Raw genomic sequence first — 14,614 nt, 5'->3', positions numbered from 1 at the left:
ATGCGGGGTACGGCGCGACCGATCGGGCGTACCGTACCGCTGGTGACGTCTCATCAGATATGACGCAGGGTCAGGACGTACTCTCCGAGGGCTGCGGCGTGCCGACCTTGATGCCCTTGAGCACAGTGTCCAGCGTGGCCTTGTCCGGTGCCGAGGCGGAGATCTCCATCTTGAGCAGCACGCACGGGTATTCGCCGTCCGCGTTCTTCTCGTCGATCACCACCGCCTGCGCCCAGGCGGTGTCCGAGTCCAGGCTCAGGTCCTCGGGCTTGCCGCTGACCTTGGCCCGCAGCACGTAGCCCGGGTGACCGTCCACCGTGATCGGTTTGTCCAGTTCCATGGTTTCCACCTTGATCTTGCCCTTGCCACCGGTCACCTCCTTCTTCAGGTCGGCGATCACTTCGTCCAGGGAGTCGGCCTTGTGGGTCACCAGCTCCAGGCCGGCCCGATAGCACTTGCGCTCGGCCTGCAGCTTCGTCTCGGCTCCGGACCCGCTGCGGGTCGCCGACTTGCTGGGACAGGGGCGCTCCACCGCCTGGTCCGCGGGCGCGTCGTCGGGGTCGGGGGCGACCCAGCCCTTGAACCTGGGCACGGTGAGTCCGGTGGTGGGGTCGGTGACCGTGCCGTCCGTGGCCGCCGGCTTCCCGCCGGAGCCGCCGTCGTCCCCGCTCAGGACCACGATCAGCGCGGCGATGATGCCGCCCACCACGACCAGCGCCAGCGCGGTCAGGCCGATCGCCTTGCCGCGACCGGGCCGGGCGGCGCCCGGCGGTGGGCCGATCGGCTGGTAACCGCCGGGGTATCCGCCCTGGGGGTAGCCCGCCTGTATCGCGGCCGGCGGGGCGCCGACCGGCGGCGGCGGGATCTCGCCCTGCGCGCGGGCCCGGGTCGAGGCGGTCCACTGCGCGCCGTCCCACCAGCGCTCGGAACCGGGCGCGGACGGGTCTTCGTACCAGCCGGGAGGAATCGAGGCAGTCACCCGCGTGACGCTACAACCGGCCCGGGCGGCGCACGAGCGTCCCCCGGCAAACGTGACCGTTCGGAAACCGACGCCGATCAGCCCAGGTCGAAGCCGAGTTGGCCGTCGTCGACGACCTCGACCCGGGGTCGCTTGAGGTGTCGCCACGCGGGCAGGTCGTCCCAGTACGCCCAGGACATCCGGTGGTGCGGCGTGGGGCCGTACTCGGCCAGCGCGGCGCGGTGCACCGGCGCCGGGTAGCCGGCGTTGCCGGCGAAGCCGTACGCGGGGTACCCCTCGCCGATCCCGGCCATCATGCCGTCGCGGTGCACCTTGGCGAGCACCGAGGCGGCCGCGACGCTGACGCACGACTGGTCGCCCTTGATCACACAGCGCACCGACCACGGCGCGCCGAGGAAGTCGTGCTTGCCGTCGAGCACGATCGCGTCCGGACGCACCGGCAGCGCGGTCAGCGCGCGTTCGGCGGCCAGCCGCAGCGCGGCGGTCATCCCGAGCGTGTCGATCTCCTCGGGGTCCGCGGTCCCGAACGCGTACGCGCGCACCCACGGGTCGACCGCGGCGGCCACCTCCTCGCGGCGGCGCACGGTGAGCAGCTTGGAGTCGGTGAGCCCGGCCGGCGGCACGGACAGGTCGGTGATCGCCGCCGCGACCAGCACCGGGCCGGCCCACGCGCCGCGCCCGACCTCGTCCACTCCGGCGATCACCTGCGCGCCCCGGGTGATCAGTTCGCGCTCGACGTCGTAGGTCGGCGGCGCGATCCGACCGGCGGGCTTGCGCGGCCCGACGACCTTCTTGCCGGCAACCTTCTTCGCCACGACCGTCTTCGCGGCAACCTTCTTTGCGACCACCTTCTTCGCGGCAACCTTCTTGCCCGCGGCCTTCCTCGCCGCGGGCGTCCCCGGTACGGCCGGCTCGCCGGCGACGGCGCGCGCGGCGGCCTTCGCGGCGGCGGCCGTCCCTTCGACGACCCGCCGCGTGGTGGTCGTGTGCGCGGCGCGCGGATCGGCGTCGATCCCGGGTGCGTCCACGTGCTCGGTGCTCGACTCGTTCACCCCACCACCGTAGGTCAACGATCAGCGCCTGCCGACCACCGTCTCCCGCTCGCCGGCGGCGATCGACACCGGCGGCCGGGGCTCGTAGTGGGTCGAGACGCCGGCCGCCGCCAAGCGCTCGCGCAACGCCCTGGCCCCGGCCGACCCGGCGAGCGCGGCCTCGGCCGAGGCGGTCGGGTCCAGTTCGGCGCCGAGGTGGTCGGTGACGGTGTCGGTGCCGGTCCAGGTCGGCCGCAGCCGGCCGCGCCCGGACTCGACCCACGCGCGGGCGAGCAGCGCGGCCAGCGCGTCGGCGGCGCCCTCGCCGTGCGCGGCGATCAGTTCGTCCCCCCGGCCCTCGACCAGCAGCCCCAGCACGCCGCCCAGGGTCACCGGGTACTCCACGCCCGCACGCCGCGCGGAGATCCCGAGCGCGGCCGCCCGGCGGGCCTGGGCGAAGCCGACCACGTGCTCCAGGTACGCCTCCTCGGCCAGCTTGACCATGCCGTCCAGGGCGGCGAACGCGCGCGGACCCAGGTGCCCGTCGTCGTCGGTGACCAGCAGGTACGGGTGTACGTGCGCGAGCAGGCGAACCGGCTCGACCAGCAAGGTGCCGCCGGCCAGGTCGGTGCCGCCGGGAGTGCCCCGGCCGTCCGACGGCCGCGCGCGCAGCCGTTCGATCCGCGCCGCCGTCGCCGCGTCGGGCGCCGACTCGGCATCGCCGCGGGCGGCCCGGAAGGCCCGGAAGCCGGCGATCGGATCGCCGGGCACACAGCCCGCCTCGATCCCCAAAGTCACCAGGTCGTCCCGGAACCGGCCCCAGTCCGCCCGGACCACCGCCAGTTCGCCCAGCGCGTCCGTCACCGCCGCGGTGCCGTACGCGCGGGCCGCGGCCTGGTCCGCCGCGCGCTCCTCGAAACGCACCACGGGTGCGCACACCCGCTGGTAGAGCGCCGCGTAGCCGGCCGCCGCGCGGCCTCGGCCACCGCGCCCGTCGAGCGCCTCGGCCAGCCCGACCACCGCGTCCACCCCGTGGCACGCGATCCGGTCCGCGAGCGGCGGACGGCGCCGGCGACCGTGTCCGAGCGCGTGCGCGATCACCACCCGCAGTCGCCGGCCGGTCAGCACGTACGGCAGCGCGGTGCCCAGCACCAGATGATGGTGCAGCCAGGTCCCGGGGCGGCGGACCGCCCGCACCTCGCAGCCCGCACCGCCGGTCAGCACGATCCCGTCCGGCACGGGCACCCGCAGATCGGCGGCCACGTCCCGAACCAGTTCCCACAACACCGGCTGCGCCGCGGCGTCCACCGCGAGCCCGGCCGGAAGCCGGCGCGGACCGGTGAGCTCCACCAGCAGCGCGACCAGCGCGACCGCGCCGAGCGCCCACAACACGGCGGCGCCCGAGGTGAAGAACCGCCCGTGGTCGACGATCGCGCCGACCACGAACGTCACGAACAGGAGCGGCAGCGCGAGCACGACGTACAGCACGCCCAGGAGCACCACTCCGGCGAGTGCGCGAAGCCCCGTCCCTGCGCCCATGGATCCCCCTCGAAGCGATGACTCACCCGTTCGAGGACGACCCTAGGGCCTGTCTCTCGGCAACCGCCGGATCCCATCGCGATCCGGCCGCACCGGCCGCGTCATCGGATCCGGGCATCCGATCCGGGCACCGGATCCGGGCGCCAAGTCTCGATCACCGCATCGCCGGGGCGATGCCCCCGGTCGTCGGGTCCGCTCGCGTCACCCGGCGCACGTCACCGGCCCCGATCACCCGCTCAGGGCAACAGCGGCTCCAGCAGCCGGTGCGGCACCCGCATCGCGCGGGTGACCGCGTCGTCGCGGTGCAGCAGGTCGGCGCCGGGGCCCGGCGCCACCTCGGTCTCGCCCGGGGTGACCATCGCCGCGCAGATCGCGCAGACCCCGTTCGGGTCCACCGTCCCGCCGCAGCCTCGGTGCCGGAAGATTCGGCAGGCCACCCCGTTCTGCACGTGCTTCTCGCCCCAGCGGGCCATCGTGCGGATGATCGGCCACAGGTCGACGCCGCGTTCGGTGAGTACGTACTCGTCCCGCGGCGGGGACTCCTGGTAGCGGCGCTTGTCGAGCACGCCCGCCTCGACCAGCGTCTGCAACCGGCCCGAGAGCACCGCCCGCGGGATGTCCAGATGGGCGAGGAAATCGCTGTAGCGCCGGACGCCGTAGAACGCGTCCCGCACGATCAGCAGCGTCCAGCGCTCGCCGACGAGTTCCAGGGTGCGGGCGAGCGCACAGTCCTGCTGCCCGTAGTCCTTGCCCAAAGCCATACGAGCACTTTAACCCCGGGTCGGTTCATTCACCGAACCATCAAGTGCTACGTTCTCCGGGCAGCGTTGGTTCATTCAACGAACCGACTCGGCCAGGAGTCACGATCCGGGGAGCACCGCCATGTCCATCGCCACATCCATCGCACCGCGCACCGCGCACCGCGCACCCGAACCCGTCGCCGGCGGCGGCTCGCCCGGCGCGACCGTCCCGGTGGTGGCCCTGGGCACGCTGCTGCTGCTGGCCACCTACACGATGCCGATCGCGATCGTGCCGGACACCGTGCGCGACCTGCACGCGGGCCCCGGCGGCCCGGCCTGGATCCTCAGCGCGATCGGCCTGGGCCTGTCCGCGGCCCTGCTGATCACCGGCAGCCTCGCCGACGACTTCGGCCGTCGCCGGGTCTTCACCGCGGGCACGCTCGGCCTCGCGCTGGCCTCGGCGCTGACCGCGCTTGCCCCCTCGCTGCCGCTGTACGTGGTCGGACGCGCCCTCCAAGGCGTCGCGGGCGCGGCGATCATGTCCGCCGGGCTCGGCCTGCTGGCCCACAACCACCACGGCGCCGCGCGCGGCCGGGCGATGGCCGCGTACGGCTCCTCGATCGGCGCGGGCATGGTGGTCGGGCCGCTGATCGGCGCCGGACTGGCACTGGCACACCGGTCCGCGCCCTACTGGTTCACCGTCGTCGCCGCCCTCGCGGTGGCCGCGGTCGCCCGCCGGATGCCCGAATCGCGCGCCGAGCACCCGCGCCGGCCGGACGTGTGGGGCACGCTGACCCTGGGTCCGGGTCTGATCGCGCTGACCGCCGCGCTGATCGAGGGCCGGCAGGGTTGGCAACGACCGGTCGTCGACGCGCTGATGGTGATCGCCGTGCTCCTGCTCGCGGGCTACGTCGCGACCGCCCTGCGCGGCCGGGCACCGATGCTGGACCTGCGCATGTTCGCCCGGCCCGCGTTCGCCGTCGCCACCTTCGGCGCGCTGATCACGGGCGTCGCGGTGATCGCCATCGCCGCCTTCCTGGGCACCGTCTTCCAGGGCACGCTGGGCCTGAGCGGCCTGGGCGCCGCGCTCCTGCTCGGCCTGTGGTCGGCCGCCGCCGCGCTCACCTCGTTCGCGTTCGGCCGGGTGCGCGTGCTGCCCGACGCCCGACACCGCTTCGCCGCGGGCCTGCTCGTCGCCGCCGTCGGCTTCCTGGGCCTGTACGGCCTCACCCCCGCCGACTCGTGGGCGCGTGCGGTACCCGGCCTGCTGGTCGGCGGCTTCGGCGTGGGCCTGGTCAACACCGCGCTGGCCCGCCTCGCGGTGGAGAGCGTGCCGGCCGACCGGGCGAGCATGGGCTCCGGCGCCAACAGCACCGCGCGCTACATGGGCGCCTCGATCGGCGCGGCCCTGGTGGTCGCCCTGGTCGACGCGGGTGGCATGGACCTGGCGATCCTGGTCGCGGTCGGCCTGGCCGTACTCGGCGCCCTCGTCACCCTCACTCTTCGCCAAAGCGAATAAACCCACAAAAGTACTCATGCCGGACACCCACCGGCGACGCCGAGCGCCGCGTCTGGAAAACTCGGGTCATGTGACGAGCGATGTGCAGAGCCCAACGACGGAACGACCCGCAGCGCCGGCGGGTCGCCGTCGTTTTCGGGCACTCGGGAACGCGATAGTCGAACGTCCGTACCTGATCACCGCCGGCCTGATCGGCCTGATCATCGTCACCGGCGTGAACGGCCCCGACTGGCCGGCGCAGTACTTCCGGACCTGGCTGATCCGCGACCACGGCACCTACCTGTGGAACAACCAGTGGTACGGCGGCCACCTGCTGCCGGGCTACAGCATCCTCGCGCCGGTGATCGCCTCCAAGATCGGCACCGCGACGCTGACCGCGCTGTCCTGCGTGACGTCCGCGTGGGCCTGGGACAAACTCCGGGTCGGCGCGAACGAGTTCGCCCGCCGGGTGGGAAGCTGCTGGTTCGCGGTGATGTGCAGCGTCGACTACCTGATCGGCCGCACGCCGTTCGCGCTCGGCGTCGCCGCGGGCATGCTCGCGATACTGGCCGCCCGCCGCCGGCACCCGCTCTGGGCCGGCTTCGCCGCCCTCCTGTGCGGCCTCTCCAGCCCGCTGTCCGGCGCGTTCTTGATGCTGGTCGCGCTCGCCTGGGTGCCCAGGGAGCGGGTCTGGCCGACCCGACTGAGCTTCTCCCCCGCCGCGATCGGCCTGGTCGCCGCGCTCGCGTTCCCCAACGAGGGGATGTTCCCCTTCCCGTGGTGGCGGTTCCTGCCGATCCTGGCGTTCGCCGCGGTCGGCCTGCTGATACTGCCCAAGGAGCAGCAGAGCGCCCGGCGATTCCTGTGGCTGTACGCGGCGACCGCGGTGATCTTCTTCTTCGTGCCGACCTCGCTCGGCGGCAACCTGGCCCGGCTCGGCGAGCTGACCGCGGGGCCCCTGATGGCGGTCGTGCTGCTCTCGGTCGGCCGGCGCCGGCTCGTGGTGCTGCTGGCCCTGCCGCTGCTGATCTGGCAGTTCCAGTCCGCCGCGCTGGCCATCACGCACGACATCAAGGACTCGCCCGGCGAGAAGCCGCAGTACTACACGGGCATGCTCGAATTCCTGCAGAAGAACAACACCCACCCCGTGGGTCGGGTGGAGATCCCGTTCACCCGCGGGCACTGGGAGTCGGTGTTCGTCGCCGAGAAGATGCCCCTGGCCCGGGGCTGGGAGCGTCAACTGGACCGCAACTACAACGCGGTGCTCTACCAGAAGGACCTCACGCTCCAGGAGTACCGCGACTGGATCGACGACACGGGCGTGCGCTTCGTGGCGCTGCCGGACATCCCGATCGACCCCTCGGCGATTCCCGAGGCGGACCTGATCCGCAAGGGCATCCCGTGGCTCAAGCCGGTCTACACGGACGGGCACTGGAAGATCTGGGAGGTGGAGAACGCGACGCCGATCGTGATGGGGCCGGGCGAACTGACCGAGCTGACGCCCAGCCGGTTCTCCTTCGACGCGCACTCGGCCGGCACGTTCGTGGTCAAGATCCACCCGACCTTCTGGGTGACCCCCGACCGACCCGAGATCGTGATCAAGTCGACCGAGGACGAGTGGAGCGAGATCACCGTCGATCGGCCGGGCCCGGTCACGGTGTCCGCGCGCGACGCCAAGCTCTTCAAGGGCATGGGCGGCGGCAAACCCTGATCGAACCCTGATCCCGGCCGCACCCGCGGGCCGGTCCCGGGGCCGGTCCGCGCGGACCGGCCCCGCTCGCTCACGGCCTCGGCGGCGCCGCCGGGTCCAAGCCGCCCACCCACTTGGGCGTCGGGGCCCGCCACGCCTTCGCCTGGCCCAGCAGGTCCGCGCTGTCCCGCGCGACCAGCAGGGTCGAGCGCAGCTCCGGCTTGAGGAAGCCGTTCGCGGTCATCGTGTCCAGCGCGTCCAGGAGCGGGCGCCAGAAGTCGCCCACCTCCAGTAGCGCGACCGGCTTGGTGTGGATCGCCAGGTGTTGCCAGGTCCACACCTCGAACAGTTCCTCCAGCGTGCCCGCTCCGCCGGGCAGCGCGACGAAGGCGTCCGCCCGGTCCGCCATCGCCGCCTTGCGCTCGTGCATGGTCTCGGTGATCAGCAGCTCGGTCAGGCTACGGTGCGCGATCTCGCGCTCCACCAGCGAGCGCGGCATCACCCCGATCACCTCGCCGCCCGCCGCCAGGCACGCGTCCGCGACCGCGCCCATCAAACCCACGTGCCCGCCGCCGAAGACGATCCCGACGCCGGCCTCGGCGAGCCCACGACCGAGCTCGACCGCCGCCTCCCGGAACCCGGGCGAGGCACCCGACGCCGATCCCGCGAAAACCGCTACCCGCATGCCAGGCTCCCTGCGTTGCAGACCACCGAAGTGGTGTGTACCGAAATGCTTCGGTACGCAGTCTGCCAACCCGACCCCGACACGCCGATCCCGAATCCCGACTCGAATCCGATCCCGAACCCGAGCCGCGGACGCCGAGCGCCGGCCCCGGACCCGGCGGTGGACCACCCGCGCGAGCGTGTTCCGCGAGGTCGCCGAGCCGGTGTCGAGCCGGTGCCGAATCGATGGTGAATCGAGTCGATGAATCGCCTCTCTCGCGATATGGCGTCAGTACAGTCCCGGCATAGGCGGGCAAATTCGGCCAACATCGGCGGTGGTCACGCAACCCGACGTTGACGGGAAGACCCCCCGCCACGGCAGAATGCCCGCGTGCCCGCCACCGAGCGCCCTGCCTCGGACATCCCGTTCGAGCGGCTGTTTCCCGATCTCGACGACCATGGCCGTGAACGCCTGGTCGCCGCCGCTCAAGCGCTCGATCTGCGCCGCTCCCTCGACGATCCCGCGCGCTGGTTCTGGAACGAACCGGACCCGCTGAGTCCCGAGCCCGAGCCCGAGCCGTCCCCGCACATCCTGGGCACCGCGCTGCTGCTGTACGAGGCCGACGGCGACTGGCTGGAACTGGGTCTGGACGTGTGGCAACTGGACGGCCCGTTCGTCAGCGTCACCGCCACCGTCGAGGTCGCGTGCTGGTGCGACACCGACCACAACATGCACGCGGTGCAGCGCGCCGAGTGGCCGGCATCCACCGCGCAGGCGTTCCTGGAGGCGTTCCACACCGCCGCGCTCTCGGTGATCCGTCGGATCGAGGGCCCGCGCGACCCGCGCGACCTGCGCGCCCGTGCGGGGCTGCCCAACCCGCCCGAGCCACCCCCCGAGGATGACCCGTCCGGCCCCCCGCCGGACCCCTCGTCCGGCCCTGCGGTCTGAGCCGGCGTTTCATCCGAACGAAGGATTTTTTCGCACCGCACCGGTGATTCCACGGTGGACATTGCGCCATGGCACGCCATACATCGGACAATCCGGTGTCCTACCTCAGTGCCCACCTGCACCTCATCGACCCCGATCTGAAAAACTAAGCCGTCATGACACATGCTCTGGACGGCCGCATACCCCTCGGGGAGCCCACGTCGGATGCGGGCGACACCGCTCGCCGCACCCGGCGGCGGCACCTGCGCGGGGTCCTGATCGCCGTCGCCGAGCATCCCTACGTGATCACCCTGGCGCTGGTCGGCCTGCTGACCGTGCTGGGCATCAACGGCGCCGACTGGCCCGCGCAGATCTTCCGTGCCTGGCTGGTGCGCGACCACGGCGCCGTGTTGTGGAACAACCAGTGGTACGGCGGGCACCTGCTGCCCGGCTACAGCGTGATCACCCCGATCCTGGCCGGCGGGATCGGCACCCGCCTGCTCACCGCGATCTCCTGTGTCGCCGCGGCCTGGGCGTTCTCCCGGCTGCGGCTGGGCCGCGGCGACCTGGCCCGGCGGGTGGGCAGTTGTTGGTTCGCGGTGATAGTCAGCATCGAGTACCTGATCGGGCGGACCCCGTTCGTGCTCGGCGTCGCCGCCGGGCTGATGGCGATCCTGGGTGCCCGCTCCGGGCATCGCGCGTGGGCGGCGGTCGCGGCCGGGTTCTGCGGCCTGGCCAGTCCGCTGGCCGCCGCGTTCCTGCTGATGATCGCGCTCGCCTGGGTGCCCGCCGAGCGGGTGTGGGCGACCCGGTTCAGCCTCGCCCCGGCCGTGATCGGCCTGGTGATGTCCCTGGTCTTCCCCGGTGGCGGCGACTTCTCCTTCCCGCTGTGGCGGTTCGCCGCGATCCTGGGCTTCGCCGGTGTGGGGCTGGCCCTGGTCCCGCGCACCGAGGTCAGCGCGCGCCGCTTCCTGTGGTTGTACGCGCTGTCCTCCACCGTGCTGTTCATGATCCCCAGCGCGGTCGGCGGCAACGTGGCCCGGCTCGGCGAGTTGTGCGCGGGTCCGCTGATGGCCGTGGTGCTGCTCTCGCTCGGCCGCCGGCGCCTGGTGGTGCTGCTCGCCATCCCGCTGCTGGCCTGGCAGTTCTCCTCGGCCGGCAAGGCGGTGGCGTTCAACAACCAGGACAGCACCGCCAAGAAGGCCGGCTACTACACCGGCATGCTCGACTTCCTGGAGCGCGCCAACCTGCCGGTGGGCCGGATCGAGATCCCGTTCACGCGCGGCCACTGGGAGACGGTCTACGTCGCCGAGCACATGCCGCTCGCCCGCGGCTGGGAGCGCCAACTCGACCGCGCGCACAACGCGGTGCTGTACGGCCCCACCCTGGACGAGGGTCAGTACCACGCGTGGGTGCGCGAGACCGGCGTGCGCTTCATCGCGTTGCCCGATGTGCCGCTGGACCCCTCCGCCAAGCGCGAGGCGGAGATCCTGCGCGCCGGCGCCGACTGGCTGGTGCCGATGTGGTCCGACCCGCACTGGGTGATCTGGGAGGTCGCCGACCCGGTTCCGCTGCTGGACGGCCCCGGTCAACTCGTGGACATCTCGCCCAGTGGCTTCACCCTGCTCGCCCAGCAGGCGGGCACCTTCACCGTGCGCATCCACCGCACGAGTTGGTTCGTCGCGGACAAGCCCAACACGAGCATCGGCGAGACCGAGGACGGCTGGACCGAGATCACCGTCACCGAGCCCGGCGAGGTCACCATCACGGCGAAGGCGTCGGCCGTTCTGCCGTGACCGGGCCGGTAGGGTGATTCGGGTTCATGCCCTGGTGGAAAGGTAAAGCAAACCGATGGCCGAGCACCACGACCACTCCAGCCACGATCACCACGATCACGAAGAAGGCCGGATCTTTGTGATGGGCCGCCCGGTGGACGCGTACCCCGCCATGGCGCCCGAGGCCGCCCGCGGCAAGGTTCTGCGCGTCACCGTGGTCGGCGAGGACGTCCTGCACCGACCCTGCGCCGAGATCACCGAGTTCGGCACGGAAGAGCTGAACACGCTGATCGACGACATGTTCCTGACCATGTACGTCGCCGACGGCGTGGGCCTGGCCGCGAACCAGGTCGACGTCGGCATCCGGCTGTTCGTGTACGACTGCGTCGACGAGGACGGCCACCGGCACGTCGGCCACCTGATCAACCCGGTCCTGGACGAACTGCCCGCGACCGAGCGGCACCTGGAGGAGGCGGGCGAGGGCTGCCTGTCCGTCCCCGGCCCGCACGAGGATCTGGCCCGCCCCGACCGCGCGATCGCGCGCGGGGTGGACAAGGACGGCAACCCGCTGGTGATCGAGGGCGAGGGCTACTTCGCCCGCTGCCTCCAGCACGAGACCGACCACCTCAACGGCTACCTGTACATCGACCGCCTCTCCAAGCGCGAGCGCAAGAACGTGCTCAAGGAGATGGAGTCGATGCGCGACGAGGTCTTCGCCAAGCGCGACGCCAAGGCCAAGCAGCTCGCCGGCTGACCCACCGCGGCCGACCGGCCCTTGGCGGGTGACCGCGACGGCCACCGCACGAGGAACACCGAAGGGGGCGGGGAACCGGTATCACCGATTCCCCGCCCCCTTTCAGGCGTTCACCTCACCGACCTCGAGGTCAGCTGCAGCCGCTGGTCGAGCCGCAGCCCTCGCACACGTAGCAGCTGCCGGCCGGGCGCATCTTGATCCCGCAGGAGAAGCACAGCGGGGCGTCCGCGCTGCGGCCCTGGCGGGCCTCCAGCAGCTCGGTCGAGGAGTGCACCGCGGCCGGGACCGGCTTGAGGTCCGGGGCCTTGAGCGCGGCGTCCACCGGCGCGGACTGCGCGAGCGTGCGCATGTCCTCGGCGGCGGCCGGCTCGTCCGGCTCGTAGGAGCCGGTCTCCAGGTGCCGGGTGCGCTCCGCGGCGGAGTGGATGCCCAGCGCCGAGCGGGTCTCGAACGGCAGGTGGTCCAGCGCCAGCCGGCGGAAGATGTAGTCGACGATCGACTGCGCCATCCGCACGTCCGGGTCGTCGGTCAGCCCGGCCGGCTCGAAGCGCATGTTGGTGAACTTGGAGACGTAGGTCTCCAGCGGCACGCCGTACTGCAGGCCCACCGAGACCGCGATCGAGAAGGCGTCCATCATGCCCGCCAGGGTCGAGCCCTGCTTGGACATCTTCAGGAAGACCTCGCCGAGGCCGTCGTCCGGGTAGGAGTTGGCGGTCATGTAGCCCTCGGCGCCACCCACCGAGAAGGACGTGGTGATGCCGGGACGACCCTTGGGCAGGCGCTTGCGCACCGGGCGGTACTCGACGACCTTCTCCACCACGGTGGCCGCGGTCGACTTGCCGTCGTCCGCCTTGCCCTTGTTCTCGCCCTTGCCGGCCGAGAGCGGCTGGCCGACCTTGCAGTTGTCGCGGTAGATCGCCAGCGCCTTGATGCCGAGCTTCCAGCCCTGGAAGTAGATCTCCTCGATCTCCTCGACGGTGGCGTCCTCGGACATGTTGACCGTCTTGGAGATCGCGCCGGAGATCCACGGCTGGATCGCCGCCATCATCCGCACGTGACCCATCGGCGAGATGGTGCGCTCACCCATCGCGCAGTCGAACACCTCGTAGTGCTCGAGCTTGAGGCCGGGCGCGTCCACCACGTGGCCGTGCTCGGCGATGTGCTCGATGATCGCCTCGACCTGCTCGGGCTGGTAGCCCAGCCGGCCCAGCGCCCGAGCCACCGTGCCGTTGACGATCTGCATCGAGCCGCCGCCGACCAGCTTCTTGAACTTCACCAGCGCCAGGTCGGGCTCGACACCGGTGGTGTCGCAGTCCATCATCAGGCCGATCGTGCCGGTCGGGGCCAGCACCGAGGCCTGCGCGTTGCGGAAGCCGTTCTTGTCGCCGAGCTTGGCGACGTCCTTCCACGCCTTGGTCGCCAGGTCCCACACGGGGGTGTCCAGGTCGTCCATGCGCTTGCCGGCGTCGTTGGCCTCGGCGTGCAGGCGCATGACGCGCTTGTGCGGCTCGGCGTTGCGGGCGTAGCCGTCGTACGGACCGACGATGCCGGCGAGTTCGGCGGAGCGCTTGTAGGCGGTGCCGGTCATCAGCGAGGAGATCGCGCCGGCCAGCGCGCGGCCGCCGTCGCTGTCGTACGCGTGCCCGGTCGCCATCAGCAGCGCGCCGAGGTTGGCGTAGCCGATGCCCAACTGGCGGAAGGCGCGGGTGGTCTCGCCGATCTTCTCGGTCGGGAAGTCGGCGAAGCAGATCGAGATGTCCATCGCGGTGATGACCAGCTCGACGACCTTGGCGAACTTGACCGCGTCGAAGGTGCCCGCCCCGTCGTCATCGGTCTCGCGCAGGAACTTCATCAGGTTCAGCGAAGCGAGGTTGCAGGACGAGTTGTCCAGGTGCATGTACTCCGAGCATGGGTTGGACGCGGTGATCCGGCCCGACTCGGGGCACGTGTGCCACTTGTTGATCTCGTCGTCGTACTGGATGCCCGGGTCGGCGCAGGCCCACGCCGCCTCGGCCATCTTGCGGAACAGCGCCTTGGCGTCGACCGTCTCCAGCACGTCGCCGGTGAGCCGGGCGCGCAGGCCGAACTCCTTGCCCTGCTCGACCGCGTTCATGAACTCGTCCGAGACGCGGACCGAGTTGTTCGCGTTCTGGTACTGCACCGACGCGATGTCGGCGCCACCGAGGTCCATGTCGAAGCCCGCGTCGCGCAGCGCGCGGATCTTCTCCTCCTCCTTGACCTTGGTGTCGATGAAGTCCTCGATGTCGGGGTGGTCGACGTCGAGCACGACCATCTTGGCCGCGCGGCGGGTCGCGCCGCCCGACTTGATCGTCCCGGCCGAGGCGTCCGCGCCGCGCATGAAGGAGACCGGACCCGAGGCGTTGCCGCCGGAGGTGAGCAGTTCCTTGCTGGAGCGGATCCGGGAGAGGTTCAGGCCGGCGCCCGAGCCGCCCTTGAAGATCAGGCCCTCTTCCTTGTACCAGTCCAGGATCGAGTCCATCGAGTCGTCGACCGACAGGATGAAGCAGGCGCTGACCTGTTGCTTCTGCGCGGTGCCGACGTTGAACCAGACCGGCGAGTTGAAGCTGAAGATCTGGTGCAGGAGGGCGTACGCCAACTCGTGCTCGAAGATCTCCGCGTCGGCGGGGCCGGCGAAGTAGCCGTTCTCCTCGCCGGACTTGCGGTAGGTCTTGACGACCCGGTCGATCAGCTGCTTCAGGCTCCACTCGCGCTGCGGCGTGCCCACCGCACCGCGGAAGTACTTGCTCGTGACGATGTTGACCGCGTTCACCGACCAGGAGTCGGGGAACTCGACGCCGCGCTGCTCGAAGTTGATCGAGCCGTCGCGCCAGTTGGTCATGACGACGTCACGACGCTCCCAGACCACCTCGTCGTACGGGTGGACGCCGGGGGTCGTGTACACGCGCTCGATCCGCAGGCCCTTGCCGGGTCGTGACCGGCCCGAACCGCGTGCTGAGCCGCTCGTCGTCTCTGTCATGCCGTCTCCTCTTTTGAAC

The 14,614-nt window shown here is 71.4% G+C and carries 11 protein-coding genes; 5 read left to right on the top strand and 6 right to left on the bottom strand.

Features of this window, described 5'->3' with window-relative positions:
- Positions 1 to 70: 70 nt before the first annotated feature.
- The 4 genes from OG948_RS26300 to OG948_RS26285 all read right to left on the bottom strand — a co-directional run bounded on the left by OG948_RS26300 (position 71) and on the right by OG948_RS26285 (position 4,310).
- The gene (locus OG948_RS26300) at positions 71 to 979 is read right to left on the bottom strand and encodes a DUF2510 domain-containing protein (RefSeq protein WP_406298809.1); all 909 of its coding nucleotides are present in this window, start codon (positions 977 to 979) and stop codon (positions 71 to 73) included.
- 77 nt (positions 980 to 1,056) lie between these two features.
- The gene (locus tag OG948_RS26295; RefSeq protein WP_406300345.1) at positions 1,057 to 1,737 is read right to left on the bottom strand and encodes a ribonuclease HII; all 681 of its coding nucleotides are present in this window, start codon (positions 1,735 to 1,737) and stop codon (positions 1,057 to 1,059) included.
- A gap of 315 nt (positions 1,738 to 2,052) precedes the next feature.
- Positions 2,053 to 3,549: a hypothetical protein gene (locus tag OG948_RS26290; protein ID WP_406298808.1), complete on the bottom strand. Its 1,497-nt coding sequence runs from the start codon at positions 3,547 to 3,549 to the stop codon at positions 2,053 to 2,055.
- Between the two features lie 236 nt (positions 3,550 to 3,785).
- Positions 3,786 to 4,310, bottom strand: coding sequence for a winged helix-turn-helix transcriptional regulator (locus OG948_RS26285; RefSeq protein WP_406298807.1), 525 nt, complete (start codon positions 4,308 to 4,310; stop codon positions 3,786 to 3,788).
- 121 nt (positions 4,311 to 4,431) lie between these two features.
- On the opposite strand from OG948_RS26285, the gene OG948_RS26280 reads away from it, so the two are divergent.
- Positions 4,432 to 5,808, top strand: a complete 1,377-nt coding sequence (locus OG948_RS26280; RefSeq protein WP_406298806.1) for an MFS transporter — start codon at positions 4,432 to 4,434, stop codon at positions 5,806 to 5,808.
- A 70-nt stretch (positions 5,809 to 5,878) separates the two neighbouring features.
- A complete protein-coding gene (locus OG948_RS26275; protein WP_406298805.1) occupies positions 5,879 to 7,498 on the top strand; it encodes a hypothetical protein in 1,620 nt (539 codons plus the stop codon).
- Positions 7,499 to 7,568: 70 nt separating this feature from the next.
- On the opposite strand, the gene OG948_RS26270 is transcribed toward OG948_RS26275, so the two are convergent.
- A complete protein-coding gene (locus OG948_RS26270; protein WP_406298804.1) occupies positions 7,569 to 8,162 on the bottom strand; it encodes a TIGR00730 family Rossman fold protein in 594 nt (197 codons plus the stop codon).
- 369 nt (positions 8,163 to 8,531) lie between these two features.
- On the opposite strand from OG948_RS26270, the gene OG948_RS26265 reads away from it, so the two are divergent.
- The 3 genes from OG948_RS26265 (at position 8,532) to def (ending at position 11,597) form a co-directional block, all read left to right on the top strand.
- Positions 8,532 to 9,089 (top strand): hypothetical protein, encoded by a 558-nt coding sequence (locus tag OG948_RS26265; protein WP_406298803.1) that lies wholly within the window; start codon positions 8,532 to 8,534, stop codon positions 9,087 to 9,089.
- A gap of 155 nt (positions 9,090 to 9,244) precedes the next feature.
- Positions 9,245 to 10,864, top strand: a complete 1,620-nt coding sequence (locus tag OG948_RS26260) for a hypothetical protein (RefSeq protein WP_406298802.1) — start codon at positions 9,245 to 9,247, stop codon at positions 10,862 to 10,864.
- A 55-nt stretch (positions 10,865 to 10,919) separates the two neighbouring features.
- The gene (def, locus tag OG948_RS26255; protein WP_395869348.1) at positions 10,920 to 11,597 is read left to right on the top strand and encodes a peptide deformylase; all 678 of its coding nucleotides are present in this window, start codon (positions 10,920 to 10,922) and stop codon (positions 11,595 to 11,597) included.
- 130 nt (positions 11,598 to 11,727) lie between these two features.
- On the opposite strand, the gene OG948_RS26250 is transcribed toward def, so the two are convergent.
- Positions 11,728 to 14,595 (bottom strand): vitamin B12-dependent ribonucleotide reductase, encoded by a 2,868-nt coding sequence (locus tag OG948_RS26250; protein WP_406298801.1) that lies wholly within the window; start codon positions 14,593 to 14,595, stop codon positions 11,728 to 11,730.
- Positions 14,596 to 14,614 lie beyond the last annotated feature (19 nt).

It is taken from the genome of Embleya sp. NBC_00888, assembly GCF_045207655.1.
Classification (GTDB): Bacteria; Actinomycetota; Actinomycetes; order Streptomycetales; family Streptomycetaceae; genus Embleya.
This window is presented reverse-complemented; position numbering and strand designations above follow the sequence as displayed.

Bases quoted from the DNA above. Each gene is read 5' to 3' on its own strand.
- OG948_RS26290 (WP_406298808.1), bottom strand. From the start codon at position 3,549: ATGGGCGCAGGGACGGGGCTTCGCGCACTCGCCGGAGTGGTGCTCCTG.
- OG948_RS26285 (WP_406298807.1), bottom strand. From the start codon at position 4,310: ATGGCTTTGGGCAAGGACTACGGGCAGCAGGACTGTGCGCTCGCCCGC.
- OG948_RS26280 (WP_406298806.1), top strand. From the start codon at position 4,432: ATGTCCATCGCCACATCCATCGCACCGCGCACCGCGCACCGCGCACCC.
- OG948_RS26270 (WP_406298804.1), bottom strand. From the start codon at position 8,162: ATGCGGGTAGCGGTTTTCGCGGGATCGGCGTCGGGTGCCTCGCCCGGG.
- OG948_RS26260 (WP_406298802.1), top strand. From the start codon at position 9,245: ATGACACATGCTCTGGACGGCCGCATACCCCTCGGGGAGCCCACGTCG.
- def (WP_395869348.1), top strand. From the start codon at position 10,920: ATGGCCGAGCACCACGACCACTCCAGCCACGATCACCACGATCACGAA.
- OG948_RS26250 (WP_406298801.1), bottom strand. From the start codon at position 14,595: ATGACAGAGACGACGAGCGGCTCAGCACGCGGTTCGGGCCGGTCACGA.